This window comes from Mesorhizobium koreense (assembly GCF_031656215.1).
Lineage (GTDB): Bacteria > Pseudomonadota > Alphaproteobacteria > Rhizobiales > Rhizobiaceae > Mesorhizobium_L > Mesorhizobium_L koreense.
Window position 1 is genome coordinate 113,500 of sequence record NZ_CP134228.1, and the last position, 21,688, is coordinate 135,187.

Sequence of the window (21,688 nt, forward strand, 5' to 3'; positions counted from 1 at the left end):
CGCTCAACCATCCCCACGCCCGTATTGCTGCCGCTCGAAGATCAGGATCATGAACAGCGACAGGATGAAGGGCACGATCAGGTAAAGCAGGCGAAAGACGATCAGCGCCGCCAGCACGTCGGCCTCGCTCATGTCTGTGAGCCCGTTGATGAAGGCGAGTTCCAAGACGCCGAGGCCGCCCGGCGCGTGGCTGATAAGCGCGATCGAGAACGAGATCATGAAGATGCCGAGCACGACTAGATAGCCGGGGTTCCCTTCAGCAGGCAGCGCGAAGTAGACGATGGCCGCCGCGGCGGCGAGTTCCACCGGGCCGATCAGCAACTGGCGCGCCACGATCGGCAGGCGCGGATATTGCAGTTCGAAGCGGCCGAGCCTGAGCGGCCTCAGATGCAGCCAACTCCCCACGACATAGAGCGCGACCAAAGCCAGCAGCACGATACCAGTGGTCGCCGAAGCTTCTATAGGAAGCACGTCGACGAAGCGCTCCAGTATCTCCGGCTTGAGGAGGAGCACGAGCCCGGTCAAAAGCAGCGTGCCCAGCGCGAAGGTGAAAGAGCAGAACGCGACGAGGACGCCGACCTCGGCCGCCGTCAGCCCTCTCGACGAATAGGCGCGATAGCGGACGACCGCGCCCGAAAAGACCGAGGCACCAATATTATGCGCCAGCGCATAGGCGGTGAACGAGGTCAGGGCTACGAAGAGCGGGCTGACCTTGCGTCCGAGATGCATCAGCGCGATGCGGTCGTAGCCGGCCAACGCCGCGTAGGCGCCAAGCGTCGCGGCACAGGCCAGCGCCCAGCTACGCGCGCTGATTGCTGCGAAGCTGTCGCCCAGATCCTCGAACGAGATCCCGCGCAATTCGTGGTAAAGCAGCCAGACCGACAGCGCCACCGCGCCGAGCCCGACCACCGGCCAGATTTTCCTGCTCAGCGATCCTCTTCCTTGTTCAGAATCGCTTTTGCATAAGAGGTCGGGTTGGGCAAACCGATATTATCGCTACGGCGTCGTCGGGATGATTGGCCGCACTACCCGACAGGAACCCATCCGTCCGTCTCGGCAGCGCTGTAGATGGCATCGATGACCTTCTGGTTCCTGACCGAATCCTCCAGCGTGAAGACCGGTACGTCCTCACCTTGCGCGGCGCGGGCGAAGCTCTCTGCCTCCAGCCGGTACTGGCGCGTATCGGGAAAGCGGAAGACAGCCGCCTCCGTGTGGTCCCTGTTGTGCAGTTCGATGCGGTGGTGATCGTAGAGCCCCGCGTTGAAGGGCGCGGACACCTCGATGAAGCCCTTGTCGCCATGGAAGACCATGACCTGCCGCGCCGCCATCTGGGTCGCGCAATAGAAGGTCAGGTCGAAACCTTCGAACTCGGCCTTGACGCTCGCATAGATGTCGGTGCCGAATTTCGGATCGCGCTCGATCGTCGCCTGCAGCCTGACCGGTTCCCTGCCGGTCGCAAAGCGCGTCGCCACCGTCGGATAGACACCGATATCGGGTAGGCCGCCGCCGCCAAGCTCGGGCTTGTTGCGCATGTTCGAGGCGTCGACATTGTAATAGGAGAAGGCGCCCTGCACATGGCGCAGTCGGCCGACAGCCCCGTCCGCGATCAGTTCCCGCACCTTCAGCCATTGCGGGTGGTAGGTGACCATCAAGGCCTCTGAGACGAGTACCCTGTTCCGGTCGCGCGCGGCAATGACCGGGGCGATGTCCTCCGCCTTCAGCGCCAGCGGCTTCTCTACCAGCACGTGCTTGCCGGCATCGGTGGCCTTTATCGCCCACTCCACATGCTCCGAAGTCGGCAGCGGGATATAGACCCCGTCAATGACATCGGAAGCCAGCATCTCCTCATAGGATCCGAAGGCGTGCGGTGCGCCGAAGCGGTGGGCAAGCGCCCGCGCCTTGGCAAGATCGCGGCTGGCGATCGCCGTCACGACGCCATTCCCCGCGTCCTGCAAAGCTGGAATCACATGGTCGCGGCCGATCCTCGCCGTCGAAAGAACACCCCAACGAAACATGATCCCGTCTCCTTATGCGCCAAAGGCGCTGCTATAAAACAGCGGCAGGGCGATGGGAACATGAGATAAAAGAGCCGACACCGGCAAACGGCCGGCTATTTCCGGCGCGCTTTCAGCATCATGTCGAATTGCACGACATTGGAATAGATCGGCGTGCCAGCATCCATACCATAAGGCGAGCGCAGCACCTTCCCAGTGACATGGAAGCTGATCGACCCTCTGCTCAGGCCTTCGAGTTCCGCCAGGAAAGTTGCCGGCCTGCTGCGGCCGCGCGCCGTCAGTGTACCGGTGATAATAGCGGAGCTTTCTCCTGTCCGGCGGACATTGGACGAGCGGAAGCTGATCGCGTGCTCGTTTGCCACGTCGAACACCGCGTTCGATTTAAGGAACGTGTCGACACGGTCCTGCCCGGTCTCGACGCTTGCGGGGATGATGGTGATGCGAACAGAGGAGCGCCCGATATCGCCGTCAATGACGATCAAACCGCTATATTGCGCGAACTTTCCGCTGATGCCCTTCCCGGCAACGCTGTCGACGGCGAAGGCGAGGCTGGAGCCGACGGGTGTGATCGCATAACGGCCGGCAGCGTCTTTCAGATCGACCGCCGCCGCCCATGACGGGGCAGACAGGCTGGCCAGCAGGACCGCCGCCAGCGTCACGTTCCTGAAAATCATGGTTCCCGGCTTCCGTTGCCGCCCGGACGAAATAATGGACCCAAGCGCCATCACGATCCAAGCGGCCCGCAATCACATCCCCGTCATTGGCACATCCCCGTCATTGCGCCTTCGATGACGCGTCCGGCTTCAGCATGCGCAACAGAACGCCGTCGCGAAGCAGGAAATGGTGGCGCAGCGCCGCCGCCACATGCAGCACCACGAGCACCAGCAGCAGCCAGCCGAGAGCCTGATGCACCGATGTCCACAGCGCTTCGGCCGCATCCGACTTCGCCATAGGCATATCCGGGATGACAAAGAGGTAGAAAGCGAAGGTTGGAATATCGAGCACCGTTGTCGAGGCGATCGCCCAGCCTGTGAACGGCATGACGAACATCAGCGCGTAGAGTGCGCGATGGGTCCAGTTGGCGGCCTGTCGCTCCAGGCCGCCCATTTCAACAGGCAGGGCCGGGCGCGGATTGACCAGACGCCAGGCGAGCCGCAGGACGGCCAGCCCCAGAATGAAAAAACCGAAGGATTTGTGCCACTGGATGAGGTCGAAGGAGAGCCGCTGGTCGGCGATGTTCTTCATCACCTTGCCCAGAGTCCACTGGCCGACGATGAGGATCGCGATCGTCCAGTGCAGGACGATCGCGATCCATCCATAGCTTCGTTCGGTATTCAGCAGCATGCGGCTATTCAACCGGCGAGTACCAAAAAAAATGAAATTCTTCCGGCATGCAAAAGCAGTCAAGCCGTCAGATCATCGCCAGCGGCTCCTTGCGCCTTGGTGGCGGAAAAGCGCGGTCGAGTTCGGCAAGGTCGGCCTCGTCCAGTTCGATGTCCAGCGCCGCCCTGTTCTCACGCACGTGATCGGGCTCGACCGCCTTCGGAATGGCGATGACGCCTTTCTGCCGCAGGACCCAGGCGAGCGCGATCTGCGTCGTGGTTACGCCATGTCTCTCGGCGACGGCTTGCAGGCTGCGCTCCCTGCCCAGGCTCCCCTGGTTTATCGGCGAATAAGCCATGAGCGGAATGCCGCGCTCGTTCGACCACGGGACCAGATCGTATTCGATGCCGCGGCTGGAGAGGTTGTAGAGGATCTGATTGGTCTGTACCGCGGCGCCACCGCCCACGCGGAGCAATTCCTCCATGTCGTTTGTATCGAAATTGCTGACGCCCCAATGGCGGATCTTGCCGGCGCGCTTCAGTTCCTCGAACGCCGCGACGGTCTCCGCGAGCGGGATGCCGCCACGCCAATGGAGCAGATAGAGATCCATGCGGTCGGTGCCGAGGCGGCGGAGGCTCGCTTCGCAGGAGCGGATCATGCCGGCGCGCGAGGCATTGGAAGGCAGGACCTTGCTGACGAGGAATACCTCTTTGCGGCGGCCTGCGATCGCCGCGCGCGTCACCTCCTCCGCGCCGCCCGAGGCATACATCTCGGCCGTGTCGATCAGGGTCATCCCGAGATCGATACCGAGCTTCAATGCGGCGACTTCGTCCGCTCGCCGACGCTGGTTCTCGCCCATATGCCAGGTGCCCTGGCCAAGCGCCGGCACCTGTTCGCCGGAGGGCAGGTCGACCATGCGCATGTCGGCCATCCCGGTCATCCGCGCAGAACGCCGCCGGTCTGCTTCTTCACATTTTCGACAATGCGACCGGCGAGCGCCTCGAAATCCTCGTCGGTGAGCGTCCGTTCGACCGGCTGGATGGCGACCTCGATGGCGATCGACTTCTTCCCTTCGCCGATCGAGGCGCCCTCGAACACGTCGAAGACCGAAATGCCTGTGACCAGCTTGCGGTCAGCGGCGGCGGCCGCACGCACGAGGGTGCCGGCATCCACCGCGCGGTCCACCACGAAGGCGAAGTCGCGCTTCACGGCCTGGAAGGCGGAAAGGTCGAGGCGCGGCTTGGTGCGGGTCGCCTTCTGCTTCGGCTCCGGCACGGCATCGATGAAGACTTCGAAGCCGCAGACCGGACCGTCGACGTCGAGCACCTCCAGCGCCTTCGGGTGGAACTCGCCGAAGGTGCCGAGCACGTTCTTCGGTCCGAGCTTGATCGTGCCGGAGCGGCCGGGATGATACCATTCCGGCCCGCCCGCCTCGACCTGCAGCTTGTCGACCGGCGCACCGGCGGCTTCGAGCGCGGCAAGTGCGTCGGCCTTGGCATCGAAGACGCCAACCGGGCCGGCATTGCCGGACCAGTTGCGGCCCGAGCCCTCGAGCTTGGCCGTGCCGCGCCTCAGACCGGCCGCCGCGCGCCGCTGCTTATCGGGCGTATCGCCCTCGTAGCTGCCGGAGACCTCGAACAGGGCGACATCGGCAAAACCGCGATCGGCGTTGCGCTGCGCGGCGGCGAGCAGCCCCGGCAGCAACGAGGGACGCATGTCGGACATGTCGGCGGCGATCGGGTTGGCGAGCTTGAGTTCAGGCTTGCCACCGCCGAAGAGCGCCGCGTGCTTCGCGGGAATGAAGGACCATGTGACGGCCTCCATCATGCCGCGTACGGCGAGCGCCCGGCGCGCCTCGCGGGTGCGCACCTGGAGCGTGGTCAGGATACGGCCGTTGACTGCATCATGGCTCACCATCGGCGTGAACGGGATCCTGTTCACGCCATGGATGCGCATGACCTCCTCGACGAGATCGGCCTTGCCATCGACATCGGGCCGCCAGGAGGGCACGTCGATATCGACGACATTGCCCTTGCCGCGCGCCTTGAAGCCCAGCCGGTCGAGGATCGACAGGCTCTCTTCTGCCGATACGTCGAGGCCGGTCAGCCGCTTCACCTCCGCGACGGGGAAGCTCACGACCTTCGTCGGCGGCCCGGCATAGCCGACCACTTCCCTATCGCTCGGGCTCCCGCCGCAAAGCTCCATTACCATGCGGGTCGCAAGCTCGATGCCGGGCACCATGAATTCCGGATCGACACCGCGCTCGAAGCGGTAGCGCGCATCGGTGATGATGCCGAGATCGCGGCCCGTGCGGGCGGTCGCCATGGGATCCCAGAGCGCGGATTCGATCAGCACGTCTTTCGTATTCTCGTCGCAGCCTGAATGCTCGCCGCCCATGACGCCGGCGATGGATTCGACGCTGCTGTCGTCGGCGATAGCGCACATCTGCGGCGTCAACTCGTATTCGCGGCCGTCGAGCGCCAGCACTTTCTCGCCTTGGCGCGCGCGGCGAACGACGAGATTCCCCTTGACCTTGGCCGCGTCGAAGACATGCAGCGGCCTGCCGCGATCGAAGGTTACGTAGTTGGTGATGTCGACCAGCGCGTTGATCGGACGCAGGCCGATCGCGATCAGGCGCTGCTGCATCCATTTCGGCGAGGGGCCGTTCTTGACGCCGCGAACCAGCCTGAGCGCGAAGCCGGGGCACAGGTCCGGCGCCTCTATCGTGACCCTGACCGGACACGCGCCGCTGCCCGGCACCGGTTCGATCGCGCCGCCCTTCAGTCGGCCGAGCCCTGCGGCGGCGAGGTCGCGGGCGATGCCGTGGATGCTGGTGCAGTCCGGCCGGTTCGGCGTCAGATTGATCTCGATGGCGGGATCGTCGAGATGGGCGTATCCGGCGAAGCTTGTGCCGACCGGCGCATCGGCCGGCAGGTCGATGATGCCGGTATGCTCGTCGGAAAGCTGAAGCTCGCGCTCGGAGCACATCATGCCACGGCTCTCGACGCCCCTGATCTTGCCGACCGAGAGCGTGGTGTCGATACCCGGCACATAGGTGCCCGGCGCCGCGAAGGCGCCGACCAGGCCCGCACGCGCGTTGGGCGCGCCGCACACGACCTGGATGGGATCGCCCGCACCAATGTCCACGGTCAGCACGCGCAGGCGGTCGGCGTCGGGATGCTGCACGGCAGTCAGCACTTTCGCGATGACGAAGGGCTTCAGCGCGGCCTTGTCGTCGACATGCTCGACCTCGAGCCCGATCATGGTCAGCCGCTCGGTGATCTCTTCGAGCGTCGCATCGGTGTCGAGATGGTCCTTCAACCAGGAGAGCGTGAATTTCATTTTACCGTTCCGTTATCAGGGCGCGGCACGCTGGATTTCAGGTGCCGTGGGAGGCCGTCCGGCATGTGGACGAAAGGAAGCTGCTCGTGCACATAGGCATGAAGGGTCGGCTTGAAGTAGGCCGGCTGCTCCATCGCGCCGAGCATGAAATAAATTTCTCCCGGCAGGCGGGCATCGACATAGTAGAGCGGTGAGCCGCAAATGCCGCAGAAGCCCCGCGTCACCGGCCCGTTCTGGAAGGTCTTCGGCCCCTTGCCGGAAAACTCCACCTCGTTCTCGTGGAAGCCGACAAAGGCGGAAACCGGCGCGCCGGTCGCCTTGCGGCAGTCGGCGCAATGGCAATAGCTGACATGATGCGGCTCGGCGGACGCCTCGAAGCGCACCGCGCCGCAGCGGCAGGAGCCTTTGTGGAGTTCGGCCTCCATCATTCTAGCTGCTCAGCCCTCCGAAGAGCGTCGGAATGTCGAGCGGGCGGAAACCGTAATGCGAGAGCCAGCGCACGTCGGCGTCGAAGAAGGCGCGCAGATCCGGCATGCCGTATTTCAGCATGGCGATGCGGTCGATGCCCATGCCCCAGGCGAAGCCCTGATATTCGTCCGGGTCGAGCCCGCCGAAGCGCAGCACATTCGAATGCACCATGCCGCAGCCGAGGATCTCCATCCAGTCGTTGCCCTCGCCGAAGCGCACCTCGCCCGGCCGCGAGCGATCGCACTGGATATCGACCTCCAGGCTTGGCTCGGTGAAGGGGAAATAGCTCGGGCGGAAGCGCATGCCGACCGACGGCACCTCGAAGAAGGCCTTGCAGAACTCCTCCAGCACCCACTTCATGTTGGCCACCGTCGCCGTCTTGTCGACCACCAGCCCTTCGAGCTGATGGAACATCGGCGAATGGGTTGCGTCGGAATCCTGCCGGTATGTCTTGCCGGGGATGACGATGCGGATCGGCGGCTTCTGGGCCTCCATAGTATGGATCTGAACGGGAGAAGTGTGCGTCCTCAGAAGTTTGCGTTCGCCCTTCTCGTCCGGATTGAAGAAGAAGGTGTCGTGCATCTCGCGCGCCGGATGGCCTTCCGGAAAATTCAGCGCGGTGAAATTGTAATAGTCCGTCTCGATGTCCGGCCCCTCGGCGATCGAGAAGCCGAGATCGCCGAAGATGGCGGCGATCTCGTCGATAACCTGGCTGATCGGATGGATGCGTCCGCGTTCGGCCGGCGATTGCCGCACGGGCAGGGTCACATCGACCTTCTCCGCGGCAAGCCGTGCGGTGACGGCGGCGTCACGCAATTCGGCGCGGCGGGCAGCCAGTGCATCTGTCACGCGGGTTTTCAGCCCGTTGATCGCCGGACCCTGGACCTGCCGCTCCTCGGCGCTCATGGAGCCGAGCGTCTTCAGAAGTTCGGAAACCGACCCCTTCTTGCCAAGGGCCGAGACACGCACGGCCTCGATGGCCGCTTCATCGCCGGCGGCGGCGATCTCGGCAACCAATGCGCTTTCCAGAGCTTCAAGATTTCCAGCGGCGGCGTTCACGGCGAACTCTCTTCGGTTGGGCGCCATCAATGGCGGCGCCATTTGGTCCTGTCGGCGGCAAAGAAAAACCCGCGCCAGCCCTGCCAGCGCGGGTTTCCCAAATCACAAATTCAAAAGCTTGGGAAGCGCGGTGGCCTTAGGCTACAGCGCTTTCAAAAGCGTTCGGCGTGGTATCTTTCAGATATTCAAGCGACGCCTTCGACTTCGCGACCAGCGCGGCGAAAGCCTGCGGCTCGTGGATCGCCATGTCGGAAAGCACCTTGCGGTCGATCTCGATGCCGGCCTTGTTCAGCCCGTCGATGAAGCGGCCATAGGTCAGGCCGTGCTCACGCACCGCCGCGTTGATGCGCTGGATCCACAGCGCGCGGAAATTGCGCTTGCGGACCTTGCGGTCGCGATAGGCGTATTGCAGCGACTTCTCCACCGCCTGTTTGGCGATGCGGATGGTATTCTTGCGGCGGCCGTAAAAGCCCTTGGCGGCCTTCAGAACCTTCTTGTGCCTGGCGTGGGCGGTTACGCCCCTTTTGACGCGTGCCATGTCATGATCTCCTTAAAAACGCTCGGTTCTTCGGCTTGGCTCAGAGGCCGCCACCGTTGGGAAGAAAATTCTTGATGACCTTCTTGGCATCAGGTTCGGCAAGAACCATGGTGCCGCGAGCATCGCGAATGAACTTGTTCGAGCGCTTGATCATGCCGTGGCGCTTGCCGGCGGCAGCCGACAGCACCTTGCCGGTGCCGGTGATCTTGAACCGCTTCTTGGCGGCCGATTTGGTCTTCATCTTGGGCATTTTGCTTTCCTTCTTAGATGCGCACGATGGCGCTTATTCGCTTCGGCCCAATCACGATCCGAGAGGAGCATGGCCCGAAAAGCATTACGAACCGCCACGGCATGCCCTGCCGGACGGTTCCAGAACGGCGGCCTTATAGCCGCGCGAAAGAAAAAGCGCAACAGGCCGGGACCTCGTCGACGCAGCGCGAGCGGCATTGTCCCGCCAGCGATTGAAACGTTAGGGTCGGCACTCCTAAATTCGGTCGAAATTGCCGCAAGATTCTGCTCCACACCCGTAACGATGAGCGAAGACAGCCGGGATCCGCATTGGACGCGCAGGTGGGCATTGCCTGCTTCGCTTGCTGTGCATTCGCTCGCCATTGCGCTCCTGATATTCGGGCTGCCGATATCGCTCCCGCACCCGCAGGAAGACCAGGCGATATCCGTCGATCTCGTGCCGCCGCCCAAGCCGGAGACACCCAAGAAGGCCCCGCCTGCGCCGCCGGCGGAGAAGCAACCGCCCCAAAAGCCGGACAAGACGACGGCCGAAACGCCGCCTCCAGCGGAAAATGGCGCCGCCCGACCGAGACCCATACCCACGCTCCGGCCCGTCTTCCAATTCGGCGAGAAGGACGCCGGTCCGCGCAAGTCCACGGACGGCGACAGCCCGGAGGATCCGGCGAAAGCATCCGCCGCGCGTGACGATCCCGGCAAGAAAACCCCTTCGGCAGCGCAGATCCTGACTGCGACGAGCGCCGGGAATGCGGATATGCAGCCCGCCGCGCCCGAGAAAGCTTCCAAGGCCCGCAAGACGCTGGACAGGGTGAAGCTTCAGGAGGCGAAGAAGCTGTTTTCCCGAGCGGCCACGGACGACCCGAGAGCGACGACGGCGATGCACAACATGCCACGCGACGAGCGGGGCGGCTGGCTATGCGTTACGGAGTTGCGCGACCAATTGCTCAACGCCTCGCCTCCCTATTTTCCGGATTTGCTGCCTGCCTACCGGCTGACGAGCGGAACGGTCATGGATATCCAAAGGGCGGCCTTCCGCATCCACGGCGAGTGGTACGACCTGAGCTACCGCTGCGTGCTCGACAAGGAAGCGACCAAGGTCCAGTCCTTTGCTTTCCATGTGGGCGGGCCGATCCCGCCGAGCGAATGGGCGCGCCGAGGGCTGCCGACGCAATAGTGCCGCGCTTCTTCCAATCCCGGACCGGTTCGGTCACCGCCTGGGTCGACTGCTCTGCTACGGCAAACGCAACAGGACCGGCAGTATGCCGTGAATCTGCAAATGCTCGACGAACTCGAAGACCGGCATGGCGGTGAAGAATACGAGACTGTCGAAGAAGGTCGTGTAGAGCCGCTTCGGGGTCACGACGATGGTGGCGGAATCCCGGTAGAGGGAGAATTTCGGCAGTATGCGCGGTACACGGGCGCAATAGCTGTCGAAGGCGGCGCCGAATTTCTCGTGCAGGAAAGTCTCCTCGCGCCGCGCAACGATGATGAAGGCGAGCGCCGTCACGATGCCGAAGATCAGCGCCACGACGACGCTGCCGGTCTGCGCGCCGGCACCGGCGGCTCCGATCGCCGAGAAGACGTAAAGCGGGTTGCGGACGATGGAATAGGGACCGTCGGAGACGATCTCGGCCGATTTCCGTCCGCCGATATAAAGCGTGCACCATAGCCTGCCGACGATGGCGACCCCGATCAGGCTGACGCCGAAGGCTTCGACGAATTCATGGAATTCGCCGCGCTCCGGATAGGAACCGACAAAGAGCAGGGCGCCAAAGGCGACAAGCAACAGAAGGAACAGCACCACGCGGCGTGCGTACTGATAGCCGGAAAGGGATTTGGCGGAAGCGGTCGACATGAAAGCGCCCTGCCCTTCGTGTTGCGCCCGTGGGAGGGACACCGGAAAAGAAGCGGATTTGAGGCGGCCCACCTATCCCCATCCGGCAAGCCGCCTTGGCCTGCCCGCCGCGCCGTCAGCGCGGCGACAGCACCATCATCATCTGGCGGCCTTCCAGCTTCGGCTCGGCCTCGACCTTGGCGATCGGCTCGACCTCCTCGCGGACGCGGTTGAGCAGCTGCATGCCGAGTTCCAGATGCGCCATCTCGCGGCCGCGGAAACGCAAGGTCAGCTTCACCTTGTCGCCCTCGTCGAAGAAGCGGCGCACCGCCCTCATCTTCACCTCGTAATCGTGGGTGTCGATGTTGGGACGCATCTTGATCTCCTTGATCTCGATGGTCTTCTGGCGCTTGCGCGCCTCGGCGGCTTTCTTCTGGCTCTGATATTTGAGCTTGCCGAGATCGGTGATCTTGGCAACGGGCGGCTCGGAATTGGGTGCTATCTCGACGAGATCGAGACCGGCCTCTTCGGCCATGCGGATAGCGTCATCGATGGACGTAGGCCCCAGATTGTTTCCTTCGACGTCGATGAGCTGGACTCTCGGGACCTTGATATCCCTGTTCGAACGCGGGCCTTCCTTGACGGGGGCTGTCGATTTGAATGGTCGGCGAATGGTCGTGTTCTCCTTGAACTGTTTTCACGCGAATTGTGGCCGCGCGGCATACTTCGCCTATGTCGTTACCGTGCGGAATCTGTCAATAGCACAGCCGAATGAAAGAATCACGCCGCCGCCAAACAGGGATTGGCCAGGGAAACCGGGAAGCATCATGGCCGCCGCGCAACCGTCGCTGATCGAAGTCTCCGATGCATCGATCGCGGTGCGCCATCGCGACGGAAAGGCGCCGGGCCTCGTCTGGCTCGGCGGCTACCGGTCCGACATGGTCGGCACCAAGGCCGAAACGCTCGACGCGTGGGCTGCGTCTTCCGGCCATGAATTCACCCGCCACGATTATTCCGGTCACGGCGAAAGCGGCGGCCGCTTCGAGGACGGCACGATCTCGCGCTGGCTTGGCGAAAGCCTCGCCGTCTTTCGTGCCTTCACGCATGGAAGGCAGATCCTGGTCGGCTCCTCGATGGGCGGTTGGATCGCGCTTAGGATGATCCAGGAACTCAGAAAGACGGGCGAAGGCGACCGTGTCGCCGGCCTCGTGCTGATCGCGCCGGCGCCGGATTTCACGATCGAACTGATCGAGCCGCAACTGACGGACGAACTGCGCAAGGACCTCGAAACGAAAGGTTTCGTCGAGGAACATTCGGAATACTCACCCGAACCGAACATCTATACGCGCGCGCTGATCGAGGACGGGCGGACGAACCGCGTGCTCGAAGGCATCATCGACACGCATTGCCCGATCCATGTGCTGCAGGGCATGGCGGACCCGGACGTGCCCTATGCCCACGCGCTCAAACTGCTCGACCACCTGCCGGCCGACGACGTGACGCTGTCGCTGGTGCGCGACGGCGACCACCGCCTGTCGCGGCCGCAGGACCTCGACATGCTGGTGCGCACCGTGGAAGGCATGGTGGGGCAGGTCGGATAAGGCCTTTTGCTCGACGCCGCCCCTCAAAAATCGAGCGGCGCGTTGTCCACGACTTCCTTGATGACGAAGAAGGTGCGCGTCTGGCGAATGCCCGGAAGCGCGATCAACTGTTCGCCGTGCAGGCGGTTGAACTCCGACATGTCGCGCAGCCTGATCTTGAGGAAATAGTCGAAATCGCCGGCCACGAGATGGCAGTCGAGCACGAAGGAGAGCTTTCGCGCCGCCTGTTCGAATGCCGAGAAGCTTTCCGGCGTCGAGCGGTCGAGCACGACGCCCACCATGACAAGTGCGCCACGATCGACACGGCCGGGCTCGATTTCGGCGCGCACCGAACGGATGAACCCTTCCTCGAAAAGCCGCTGCGTGCGCCGGTGGCAGGTCGCCGCGCTGATACCTGCCTTCTTGGCCAGATCCGCATTGGTGAGGCGACCGTCTTGCTGCAGAAGCCGCATCAGCTTCATGTCGATGCGATCAAGATCCCAGCTCCCGGAAGAAACTTCCATCTTAGGAGGGTTTTGTATCGGTTTCATTCGGTTTCCAAGCCTGTGTCAAATGATCTGGAAAATAATGGCGCCATCTATGAGAGCACATTCCACGCGCTCTCCTGTAATGTCGGCCACATCGAAAATCCACAGGGAACCGCTCACCGATGCTCGACAAATTTGAACGCTATCCGCTCACTTTCGGTCCGACGCCGATCCAGCATCTTCCCCGCCTCTCGGCGGCGCTCGGCGGCACGGTCGACATCTTCGCCAAGCGCGATGACTGCAATTCGGGACTCGCCTTCGGCGGCAACAAGATCCGCAAGCTCGAATACATCGTGCCCGACGCCATCGCGGCCGGGGCCGATACACTCGTCACCATCGGCGGCGTGCAGTCCAACCACACGCGGCAGGTTGCGGCGGTGGCGGCGAAGATCGGCATGAAGTGCCGGCTGGTGCAGGAAAGCTGGGTGCCCTTTCCGGACGCCGTCTATGACCGCGTGGGCAACATACTCATGAGTCGCGTGATGGGTGCCGAGATCGAACTCGTCGAAGAAGGTTTCGACATCGGCATCCGTGAAAGCTGGGAACGGGCGCTGGAGGACGTCAAGGCAAAAGGCGGCAAGCCCTACCCGATCCCGGCCGGCGCGTCGGTCCACAAATTCGGCGGGCTCGGCTATGTCGGCTTTGCCGAGGAGGTGCGGACGCAGGAGGCGGAACTCGGCTTTACCTTCGATTACATCGTCGTGTGCACCGTCACCGGCTCCACCCATGGCGGCATGGTAGTCGGTTTCGCCAAGGATAGCCGCTCCCGCAACGTCATCGGCATCGACGCCTCGGCGACGCCGGCACAGACGAAGGCGCAGGTGCTCGACATCGCGCGCAACACCGCCGAATTCGTCGGGCTCGGCCGCGCCATCACCGAGGAAGATATCGTGCTCAAGGAGGACTACGCCTATCCCTGCTACGGCGTTCCGTCGGAGGAGACCAACGAGGCGATCCGGCTTGCCGCGCGCACCGAGGGCATGATGACCGATCCGGTCTATGAGGGGAAATCGATGCAGGGCTTGATCGACCTCACCCGCAAGGGCTTCTTCCCTGCCGGTTCGAAAGTGCTTTACGCGCATCTCGGCGGCGTGCCCGCGATCAACGGCTACAGCTACATCTATCGCAACGGCTAACAGGCATACCGATTTTCCGTTTCCGTTTCAGTTGCTTATCCGGTTTTCGGTCGCGTCGCCTTGAAAGGCTTTCCGACCGTAACCATTTCGATTTCAAGGCAGTCATCGGGTTGGCTGCCCCGCAACAAAGGAACGGGAGATATGAACGCAACCGCAATGATCCGCCCTGCCTGGACGCCGGCGACCATCGCGCTGATGATCATCGGCTTCATGGTGTTCTGGCCGCTGGGGCTGGCCATGATTGCCTATATCATCTGGGGCGACCGGCTCGACGGGTTCAAGCGCGATGTCAGCCGCACTCGCGACAGCGTCTTCGGTGGCTGCCGCGGCCGGCATGCGAGGCGCAGCGGCTTTGCCCGTACCGGCAACGTGGCCTTCGACGACTGGCGCGAGAAGGAACTCGAGCGCCTCGCCGAGGAGCGCCGCAAGCTCGACGAGATGCGGGACGAATTCGACGAATATGCGCGCGAGCTTCGCCGCGCCAAGGACCAGGATGAATTCGACCGCTTCATGGCCGAGCGCGAGCGCAAGGCGCGCGACCGCCAGACGCCGGACGCCTCCGGCACTGAGCCGGGTACGGCCTGAGCAACCGGACGATAATCAAGCAAAGCGGCGTCGGGTCCTCCCCGGCGCCGTTTTCGATTCCACCTCTCAGCAAAGCCGAGAATCATCTATTCTCCTGCCGATGTTCAGCCTCCTGAGAAAATCGCCAACCCGCCCTGCCGCGCCGCTGGAGCGCACGCACGAGGTCGCTGGCCGCAGCCTGCCGCTCAGGATCGTCGAGAACGATCGCGCCAGGCGGCTGACGCTCCGGATCGACGCCGGCGGGCAGGGCCTGCGCGTCACCGTGCCGCCCGGCATGCGCATGGCCGAGATCGACCGTTTCCTCGACCGGCATCAGGGTTGGCTGGAGGCGCGGCTCGCGAAACTTCCCGACCGGCCGATGCTCCGTCCCGGCGTGAAAATCCCGATCCGCGGCGTGCCGCATCTGATCGTGCACGAACTCTCGCGCGGTACCGTCGAAACCGCGATAGGCGATGACGGGCCGCTTCTGATCGTCCACGGCGACCGGCGGTTCCTCACCCGCCGCATCGCCGATTACCTGAAGCGGGAAGCAAAGCGCGATATCGGGGCGCTGGTCGACAAGCACACGGCGAATGCCGGGCGCCGGGCCAAATCCATCCGCTTCAAGGACACGACAAGCCGCTGGGGCTCCTGCTCCTCGGCCGGCAATCTCTCTTTTTCCTGGCGCATCATGATGGCGCCGCCGGCGGTCATCGACTATCTGGTGGCGCATGAGGTGGCGCATCTGAGGGAGATGAACCACGGGCCGAAATTCTGGAAGCTGTGCCGCGAACTCTGCCCCGACACCGACCGCTGCCGCGCCTGGCTGAAACGCAACGGCAGCGCGCTTCAGGCGATCGGGTTTGGGTAGAGAACGGCGGAACCCCTCGACTCTTTCCGGCAGAAGTGGCATTTCCTGCCCATGGACATCAAGATCTGCGGCCTCAGGACGGAAGAGGCGCTGGCGGCGGCGCTCGCCGGTGGCGCGAGCCATGTCGGCTTCATCTTCTTCCCGAAAAGCCCGCGCAATATCGAGCCGGCCGAAGCCGGTCGGTTGCGCAGGCTCGCCGACGGCAAGGCGAAGGCGGTCGCCGTCACCGTCGATGCCGACGACGCGGCGCTCGACGGGATCGTGAATGCCGTCGCGCCTGACGTGCTGCAATTGCACGGTTCCGAGAGCCCCGCCCGCGTGACGGAACTCAAAGCGCGCTATGGCCTTTCCGTCATGAAGGCACTTTCCATCCGCGAAAGATCCGACCTTGACCGCATCGCCGACTATGCAGGCATCGCCGACCGTCTGCTCTTCGACGCGAAGCCGCCGAAAGGTGCGGAGCTTCCGGGTGGCAACGGCCTTGCATTCGACTGGCGGCTTTTGTCAGGGGTCGATCCGGCGATCCCCTACATGCTTTCCGGCGGTTTGAATGCTTCCAACATCACCGAGGCGCTTGCGATCGCGCAGCCTTCGGGCATCGACATATCCTCCGGTGTCGAAAGCGCGCCCGGCGTCAAGGATGTCCGCCTGATCGAGGCGTTCTTCCGGGCGGTTGCCGGTGCGCGGAAAAACCGGGCTGCTTGAAGCCTCGAAGCGGTTTACTTTTGGCTCGGGAACGGCTTATGCGTCGGCCAAAGGGCAAGGGCGCGAAAGCCACGCTAGGGCATGATCCCAAAAAGTTGCAGACTTTTTGGATAAGATCATGCTCCAAAACAAAATCTTAGAGAAAGATGGCAATTCGGTTCCAAGCCATCTTTCTCCAGGTACCATCCAAGGAGATCGGCCGTGAGCAAGCCGGCGTCACCCAATTCCTTCCGCACCGGACCCGACGAGCAGGGCATGTTCGGCATTTTCGGCGGCCGTTTCGTAGCCGAGACGCTGATGCCGCTCATCCTGGACCTCGAGCATGAGTGGAACGCCGCCAGGAACGACCCTGCCTTCAAGGCGGAACTCGAGGGGCTTTCGACCTTCTACGCCGGGCGGCCCTCGAAACTCTATTTCGCAGAGGGCCTGACGAGGCATCTCGGCGGGGCGAAAATCTATTTCAAGCGCGAGGATCTGAACCATACCGGCTCGCACAAGATCAACAATTGCCTCGGCCAGATCCTGCTCGCCAGGCGTATGGGCAAGAAGCGCATCATCGCGGAGACCGGCGCCGGCCAGCATGGCGTCGCCTCGGCCACCGTCTCGGCGCGCTTCGGCCTGCCCTGCGTCGTCTATATGGGCGCGACCGACGTCGAGCGGCAGAAGCCGAACGTCTTCCGCATGAAGCTGCTCGGCGCTGAGGTCAAGCCGGTCTCGGCCGGCCACGGCACGCTGAAAGACGCCATGAACGAAGCCCTTCGGGACTGGGTGACCAATGTCGAGGACACCTATTACCTGATCGGCACGGCGGCGGGACCGCATCCCTATCCGGAAATGGTACGCGAGTTCCAGTCGGTGATCGGCACGGAGGCACGCGCGCAAATCCTCGAACAGGAAGGGCGGCTGCCGGATGTCATCATCGCGGCGGTCGGCGGCGGCTCCAATGCCATCGGGCTTTTCCATCCCTTCCTCGACGACCGCGAGGTGAAGATCATCGGCATCGAGGCCGGCGGGCATGGGCTCGACGGCGACGAGCATTGCGCCTCGATGAACGCCGGCAAACCCGGGGTGCTCCACGGCAACCGTACCTATCTGCTCCAGAACGAAGACGGGCAGATCAAGGACGGCCATTCGATCTCGGCCGGGCTCGACTATCCGGGCGTCGGGCCGGAGCACTCCTGGCTGCGCGATTCCGGTCGCGTCGAATATGTGCCGATCCTCGACGGCGAGGCGCTGGAAGCCTTCCAGGTGACGACCAAGGTGGAGGGTATCATCCCGGCGCTGGAATCCGCGCACGCCATCGCGCACGCCATGAAGATCGCGCCCAAGATGAAGAAGGACGAGATCGTCATCGTCAACCTGTCCGGCCGCGGCGACAAAGATGTACACACAGTGGCCAGCATGATGGGTATGGAGATCTGATGACGGTCACCATCTATCATAACCCTGCATGCGGGACGTCCCGCAATGTCCTCGCCATGATCCGGAATGCCGGCATGGAGCCGACGATCGTGAACTATCTCGCCACGCCGCTGTCTCGCGACCAGATCAAGGCCCTGTTCGGCAAGACCGGCCAGCCTGTGCGCGAACTCCTGCGGCGCAAGGGTACGCCTTATGATCAGCTCGGTCTCGACGATCCGGCGTTGAGCGACGATGAACTCATCGATTTTGTCGTCCGCTATCCCATCCTGATGAATCGGCCGATCGTGGTAACGGATTTCGGTGCCCGTTTATGTCGGCCTTCGGAAGAAGTTGCCGCTCTGTTGCCACCCGGATCACTGCCGGAGAGTTTCACGAAGGAAGACGGCGAAATCATAAACTTCGCCGCACATGGAAAAGACGCATGACCACCCGCATCGACCGCCGCATGGCGAAACTCAAGCAGGAGGGCCGGCCGGCGCTCGTCACCTATTTCATGGGCGGCGACCCGGACTACGATACCTCGCTTGCGATCATGAAGGCGCTGCCGAGGGCCGGCGCCGACATCATCGAACTCGGCATGCCCTTTTCCGACCCGATGGCCGACGGCCCAGCGATCCAGGCGGCGGGACTGCGAGCGCTCAAGGGCGGGCAGACGCTGGTGAAGACGCTTGCCATGGCGCGCGAATTCCGCAAGGCGGATGACGAGACCCCGATCGTCATGATGGGCTACTATAACCCGATCTACATCTACGGCGTCCAGCGTTTCCTCGATGACGCGCGCGCGGCCGGCATCGACGGGCTGATCGTCGTCGACCTGCCGCCGGAGATGGATGCGGAACTCTGCCTGCCGGCGCTCAAGGCCGGCGTCAATTTCATCCGGCTGGCCACGCCGACCACCGACGACAAGCGCCTGCCGCGCGTGCTGCAGAACACGTCGGGTTTCGTCTATTACGTGTCGATGACAGGCATCACCGGATCGGCGCTGCCGGATACAAGCAAGGTATCGGCGGCGGTCCGCCGCATCAAGGCGCATACAGAACTGCCGGTCTGCGTCGGCTTCGGCGTAAAAACGGCCGAACAGGCGCGCGCCATAGGGGCTTCGGCCGACGGCGTCGTCGTCGGCACGGCGATCGTCAACGCCGTCGCCAACGTGCTCGACGGCAAGGGCGGTCGCACGGCCGATCCGGCGGAGGCTGTCGCCACGCTCGTCAACGGGCTGGCGCAGGGCGTTCGCTCCGCGCGCCTTGCGGCAGCCGAATAAAGCGCCCACATTCGCCTTTCGAGCGAGAAAGAGACCAATGAACTGGATCACCAACTACGTTCGCCCGAAGCTGAATTCGATGCTCGGCCGGCGCGACATGCCGGAAAACCTCTGGATCAAGGATCCGGAGACCGGCGAGATGATCTTCCACAAGGAACTGGAAGAGAACCAGTACGTCATCCCGGGTTCCGGCCACCACATGCGCATTTCGGCGCGCGAACGGCTCAAATATTTCTTCGACGAGGGCAAGTTCGAGACACTCGAAAATCCCAAAGTCACGCTCGATCCGCTGAAATTCCGCGACGAGAAGCGCTATGTCGACCGGCTGAAGGAGGCCCGCGCCAAGACCGGGATGGATGATGCGATCCTCACCGCGCTCGGCGAGGTCGAAGGGCTGCCGATCGTCGCGACCGTGCAGGATTTCGCCTTCATGGGCGGCTCGCTCGGCATGGCGGCCGGCGAGGCGATCATCAAGGGTTTCGAAACAGCGGTGAAACGCGAGCGGCCGCTCGTGCTGTTCGCTGCATCCGGCGGCGCGCGCATGCAGGAAGGCACGCTATCCCTCATGCAGCTTCCACGCACCACGGTCGCCGTCGACCGGCTGAAAGAGGCCGGCCTGCCCTATATCGTGGTGCTGACCAACCCGACGACGGGCGGCGTCACCGCCTCCTATGCGATGCTGGGCGACATCCATATCGCTGAGCCCGGCGCGCTGATCGGCTTCGCGGGACCGCGCGTCATCGAGCAGACACTGCGGGAAAAGCTGCCGGAAGGCTTCCAGCGCTCCGAATATCTGATGAAGCACGGCATGGTCGACATGATCGTCTCGCGCAAGGAACTCAGGCCCACCATTGCACGCCTTCTCAAGATGATGCTGAAGCTGCCCGAAAGCGAGGCAACGGACATCCCGGAAGTGGTGGAAGAAGCGCCTGCTCCAGCGCAGCGGCCCGAAACGCAAGCCGGAGCACAGGCTTAGGGTCCCAGCTTCTCTCGCCGATTTTCAGGAACGACAATAAGATGGCGACTCGAACCGCCGAGATCGAAATCGAGCGGCTGATGACGCTGCACCCGAAAGGTTTCGACCTTTCGCTTGGACGTGTCAGCCGGCTGCTCGACAGATTGGGCAATCCGCAGGACAGGATACCGCCGGTGATCCACATCGCCGGCACCAACGGCAAGGGATCGGCGGCGGCCTTTTCGCGCGCACTTCTGGAGGCCGCGGGCTACCGTGTGCATGTGCACACGTCGCCGCATCTCGTCCATTGGTGCGAACGCTACCGGATGGCCGCGACGGGCGGCGGGCGCTTCGTCGCCGACGATATATTCGCCGACGCCATCCAACGCGTGGCGGAAGCCAACCGTGGCGAGACGATCACCGTCTTCGAGATCCTGACGGCGGTGATGTTCGTGCTCTTCTCCGAGCACCCGGCCGACGCGGCCATCGTCGAGGTCGGGCTAGGCGGGCGGTTCGACGCCACCAACGTCATCAGGCAGCCGGCCGTCTCGGTCATCATGCCGATCTCGCTCGACCACCAGGCCTATCTCGGCGACCGTGTCGAACTGATCGCGGCGGAAAAAGCCGGCATCATCAAGAAAGATGCGCCCGTCGTGGTCGGCGCTCAGGAATTCGAGGCCGCGCGGACCGTTCTGGTCGAAACGGCGGAGCGGCTCGGCTCTCCGCTCCATGTCTACGGCCAGGATTTCCTCGCCTTCGAGGAGAACGGCCACATGGTCTATCAGGACGAAACCGGCCTGCTCGACCTGCCGCGGCCGAGGCTGCCGGGACGTCATCAATTCGCGAATGCGGCCGCCGCGATCGCGGCGGCCAGGGCGGCCGGCTTCAACGTTCCGCCCGAGGCCGCGGCCTTCGCCATGGGCGCCGTGGAATGGCCGGGGCGGCTTCAACGGCTTGCAAGCGGGCGGCTGACGGAGCTTGCCCCCGAGGGGGCGGAACTCTGGCTCGACGGCGGCCACAATCCCGGCGCGGGCACGGTCATCGCCGAGGCGATGGCGGCGCAGGAGGAGCGGCTGGCACGGCCGCTCTTTCTCGTAACGGGCATGATCAACACCAAGGACCAGACCGGCTATTTCCGTGCCTTCGAGGGTATGGCGCGGCACGTGTTCACGGTTCCGGTCAGGATGAGCGAGGCCGGCGTGCCGGCGGACGAACTGGCCATCCGGGCAACCGAGGCCGGCCTGTCGGCAGAACCCGTCGCTTCGGTCGAGAATGCGCTGAAGCTGCTGCGCGACACATGGGACGACAACGAGACGCCGCCGCGTATCCTCATCAGCGGCTCGCTCTATCTCGCAGGCGAAGTGCTCGCCGATAACGGCACGCCGCCGGCCTGACCATAAGGTGGCCGGCAAACGAAAGGCCCGGCGATCGCACCGGGCCTTTGTCGCAAATATATGCCGAAATCAGTTGACGGCGCCGCCGATCCAGGAGGAAAGCGCGGTCTTGGGAAGCGCGCCGACCTTCATGTCGGCGACTTCGCCGCCCTTGAAGATCATCAGCGTGGGGATGGAGCGCACACCGAACTGGGCGGCAAGCTCGGGGTTCTCGTCGATGTTGAGCTTGGCGATCTTCACCTTGCCGTCGAGCTCGACGGCGATCTCTTCCAGCGACGGCGCGATCATCTTGCAGGGGCCGCACCATTCCGCCCAGAAGTCCACGACGACCGGCTCGGACGACTGGAGCACGTCTGCCTGGAAATTGTTCTTGTCGACCTTTTGGGTAGCCATTTCAAATTCCTTTGAAGTTGTCGCCGGCTATGTG

25 protein-coding genes are annotated in these 21,688 nt (G+C 63.5%); 11 read left to right on the plus strand and 14 right to left on the minus strand.

What is annotated here, in order from left to right; all coding sequences use genetic code 11:
• Window positions 1-3: 3 nt before the first annotated feature.
• The 10 genes from RBH77_RS00540 to rpmI form a co-directional block, all read right to left on the minus strand.
• Window positions 4-918: a lysylphosphatidylglycerol synthase domain-containing protein gene (locus RBH77_RS00540; protein WP_371832903.1), complete on the minus strand. Its 915-nt coding sequence runs from the start codon at window positions 916-918 to the stop codon at window positions 4-6.
• A gap of 107 nt (window positions 919-1,025) precedes the next feature.
• Window positions 1,026-2,015: a Gfo/Idh/MocA family protein gene (locus tag RBH77_RS00545; protein ID WP_311030177.1), complete on the minus strand. Its 990-nt coding sequence runs from the start codon at window positions 2,013-2,015 to the stop codon at window positions 1,026-1,028.
• A 95-nt stretch (window positions 2,016-2,110) separates the two neighbouring features.
• Entirely contained in the window at window positions 2,111-2,689 is a 579-nt protein-coding gene (locus RBH77_RS00550; protein ID WP_311030178.1) for a YceI family protein, read from the minus strand.
• 100 nt (window positions 2,690-2,789) lie between these two features.
• Entirely contained in the window at window positions 2,790-3,359 is a 570-nt protein-coding gene (locus RBH77_RS00555; protein WP_311030179.1) for a cytochrome b, read from the minus strand.
• A 67-nt stretch (window positions 3,360-3,426) separates the two neighbouring features.
• The gene (locus RBH77_RS00560) at window positions 3,427-4,269 is read right to left on the minus strand and encodes an aldo/keto reductase (protein WP_311030180.1); all 843 of its coding nucleotides are present in this window, start codon (window positions 4,267-4,269) and stop codon (window positions 3,427-3,429) included.
• A gap of 5 nt (window positions 4,270-4,274) precedes the next feature.
• Window positions 4,275-6,680 carry a phenylalanine--tRNA ligase subunit beta gene (gene pheT, locus RBH77_RS00565; RefSeq protein WP_311030181.1) on the minus strand — a complete coding sequence of 802 codons (2,406 nt, stop codon included), beginning with the start codon at window positions 6,678-6,680 and terminating at the stop codon, window positions 4,275-4,277.
• Window positions 6,677-7,108: a GFA family protein gene (locus tag RBH77_RS00570; protein WP_311030182.1), complete on the minus strand. Its 432-nt coding sequence runs from the start codon at window positions 7,106-7,108 to the stop codon at window positions 6,677-6,679. Before RBH77_RS00570 ends, pheT begins: the two co-directional genes overlap by 4 nt.
• A gap of 1 nt (window position 7,109) precedes the next feature.
• Window positions 7,110-8,207, minus strand: coding sequence for a phenylalanine--tRNA ligase subunit alpha (gene pheS / locus RBH77_RS00575; RefSeq protein ID WP_311030183.1), 1,098 nt, complete (start codon window positions 8,205-8,207; stop codon window positions 7,110-7,112).
• A gap of 136 nt (window positions 8,208-8,343) precedes the next feature.
• Window positions 8,344-8,745, minus strand: a complete 402-nt coding sequence (rplT, locus tag RBH77_RS00580; RefSeq protein WP_311030184.1) for a 50S ribosomal protein L20 — start codon at window positions 8,743-8,745, stop codon at window positions 8,344-8,346.
• A 40-nt stretch (window positions 8,746-8,785) separates the two neighbouring features.
• Window positions 8,786-8,995 (minus strand): 50S ribosomal protein L35, encoded by a 210-nt coding sequence (gene rpmI, locus RBH77_RS00585; RefSeq protein ID WP_311030185.1) that lies wholly within the window; start codon window positions 8,993-8,995, stop codon window positions 8,786-8,788.
• Between the two features lie 327 nt (window positions 8,996-9,322).
• Between rpmI and RBH77_RS00590 the strand changes: the two genes are divergently transcribed.
• Window positions 9,323-10,165: a DUF930 domain-containing protein gene (locus RBH77_RS00590; RefSeq protein ID WP_311030186.1), complete on the plus strand. Its 843-nt coding sequence runs from the start codon at window positions 9,323-9,325 to the stop codon at window positions 10,163-10,165.
• Window positions 10,166-10,222: 57 nt separating this feature from the next.
• Here RBH77_RS00590 and RBH77_RS00595 read toward each other — a convergent pair whose 3' ends face one another.
• Both RBH77_RS00595 and infC read right to left on the minus strand, forming a co-directional pair.
• Window positions 10,223-10,846, minus strand: a complete 624-nt coding sequence (locus RBH77_RS00595; RefSeq protein ID WP_311030187.1) for a methyltransferase family protein — start codon at window positions 10,844-10,846, stop codon at window positions 10,223-10,225.
• Window positions 10,847-10,961: 115 nt separating this feature from the next.
• Window positions 10,962-11,498 (minus strand): translation initiation factor IF-3, encoded by a 537-nt coding sequence (infC, locus tag RBH77_RS00600; RefSeq protein ID WP_311032692.1) that lies wholly within the window; start codon window positions 11,496-11,498, stop codon window positions 10,962-10,964.
• A gap of 154 nt (window positions 11,499-11,652) precedes the next feature.
• Here infC and RBH77_RS00605 point away from each other — a divergent pair, with 154 nt between their 5' ends.
• Window positions 11,653-12,426 (plus strand): alpha/beta hydrolase, encoded by a 774-nt coding sequence (locus RBH77_RS00605; protein ID WP_311030188.1) that lies wholly within the window; start codon window positions 11,653-11,655, stop codon window positions 12,424-12,426.
• 23 nt (window positions 12,427-12,449) lie between these two features.
• Here RBH77_RS00605 and RBH77_RS00610 read toward each other — a convergent pair whose 3' ends face one another.
• Window positions 12,450-12,929 (minus strand): Lrp/AsnC family transcriptional regulator, encoded by a 480-nt coding sequence (locus tag RBH77_RS00610; RefSeq protein WP_311030189.1) that lies wholly within the window; start codon window positions 12,927-12,929, stop codon window positions 12,450-12,452.
• Window positions 12,930-13,075: 146 nt separating this feature from the next.
• On the opposite strand from RBH77_RS00610, the gene RBH77_RS00615 reads away from it, so the two are divergent.
• From RBH77_RS00615 to RBH77_RS00655, 9 genes are all read left to right on the plus strand, one after another.
• A complete protein-coding gene (locus RBH77_RS00615) occupies window positions 13,076-14,089 on the plus strand; it encodes a 1-aminocyclopropane-1-carboxylate deaminase (RefSeq protein ID WP_311030190.1) in 1,014 nt (337 codons plus the stop codon).
• Window positions 14,090-14,230: 141 nt separating this feature from the next.
• Window positions 14,231-14,674, plus strand: a complete 444-nt coding sequence (locus tag RBH77_RS00620) for a DUF2852 domain-containing protein (RefSeq protein WP_311030191.1) — start codon at window positions 14,231-14,233, stop codon at window positions 14,672-14,674.
• A 100-nt stretch (window positions 14,675-14,774) separates the two neighbouring features.
• A complete protein-coding gene (locus RBH77_RS00625) occupies window positions 14,775-15,524 on the plus strand; it encodes a M48 family metallopeptidase (protein ID WP_311030192.1) in 750 nt (249 codons plus the stop codon).
• 45 nt (window positions 15,525-15,569) lie between these two features.
• Entirely contained in the window at window positions 15,570-16,229 is a 660-nt protein-coding gene (locus tag RBH77_RS00630; RefSeq protein WP_311032693.1) for a phosphoribosylanthranilate isomerase, read from the plus strand.
• A 201-nt stretch (window positions 16,230-16,430) separates the two neighbouring features.
• Window positions 16,431-17,651 carry a tryptophan synthase subunit beta gene (gene trpB, locus RBH77_RS00635; RefSeq protein ID WP_311030193.1) on the plus strand — a complete coding sequence of 407 codons (1,221 nt, stop codon included), beginning with the start codon at window positions 16,431-16,433 and terminating at the stop codon, window positions 17,649-17,651.
• Window positions 17,651-18,076, plus strand: a complete 426-nt coding sequence (arsC, locus tag RBH77_RS00640; RefSeq protein WP_311030194.1) for an arsenate reductase (glutaredoxin) — start codon at window positions 17,651-17,653, stop codon at window positions 18,074-18,076. Before trpB ends, arsC begins: the two co-directional genes overlap by 1 nt.
• Window positions 18,073-18,912: a tryptophan synthase subunit alpha gene (trpA, locus tag RBH77_RS00645; protein WP_311030195.1), complete on the plus strand. Its 840-nt coding sequence runs from the start codon at window positions 18,073-18,075 to the stop codon at window positions 18,910-18,912. Before arsC ends, trpA begins: the two co-directional genes overlap by 4 nt.
• A gap of 37 nt (window positions 18,913-18,949) precedes the next feature.
• Window positions 18,950-19,888, plus strand: coding sequence for an acetyl-CoA carboxylase, carboxyltransferase subunit beta (gene accD / locus RBH77_RS00650; RefSeq protein WP_311030196.1), 939 nt, complete (start codon window positions 18,950-18,952; stop codon window positions 19,886-19,888).
• A 41-nt stretch (window positions 19,889-19,929) separates the two neighbouring features.
• Window positions 19,930-21,261: a bifunctional folylpolyglutamate synthase/dihydrofolate synthase gene (locus tag RBH77_RS00655; protein WP_311030197.1), complete on the plus strand. Its 1,332-nt coding sequence runs from the start codon at window positions 19,930-19,932 to the stop codon at window positions 21,259-21,261.
• Window positions 21,262-21,330: 69 nt separating this feature from the next.
• Here RBH77_RS00655 and trxA read toward each other — a convergent pair whose 3' ends face one another.
• Window positions 21,331-21,654 carry a thioredoxin gene (gene trxA / locus RBH77_RS00660; protein ID WP_311030198.1) on the minus strand — a complete coding sequence of 108 codons (324 nt, stop codon included), beginning with the start codon at window positions 21,652-21,654 and terminating at the stop codon, window positions 21,331-21,333.
• Between the last annotated feature and the right edge of the window lie 34 nt (window positions 21,655-21,688).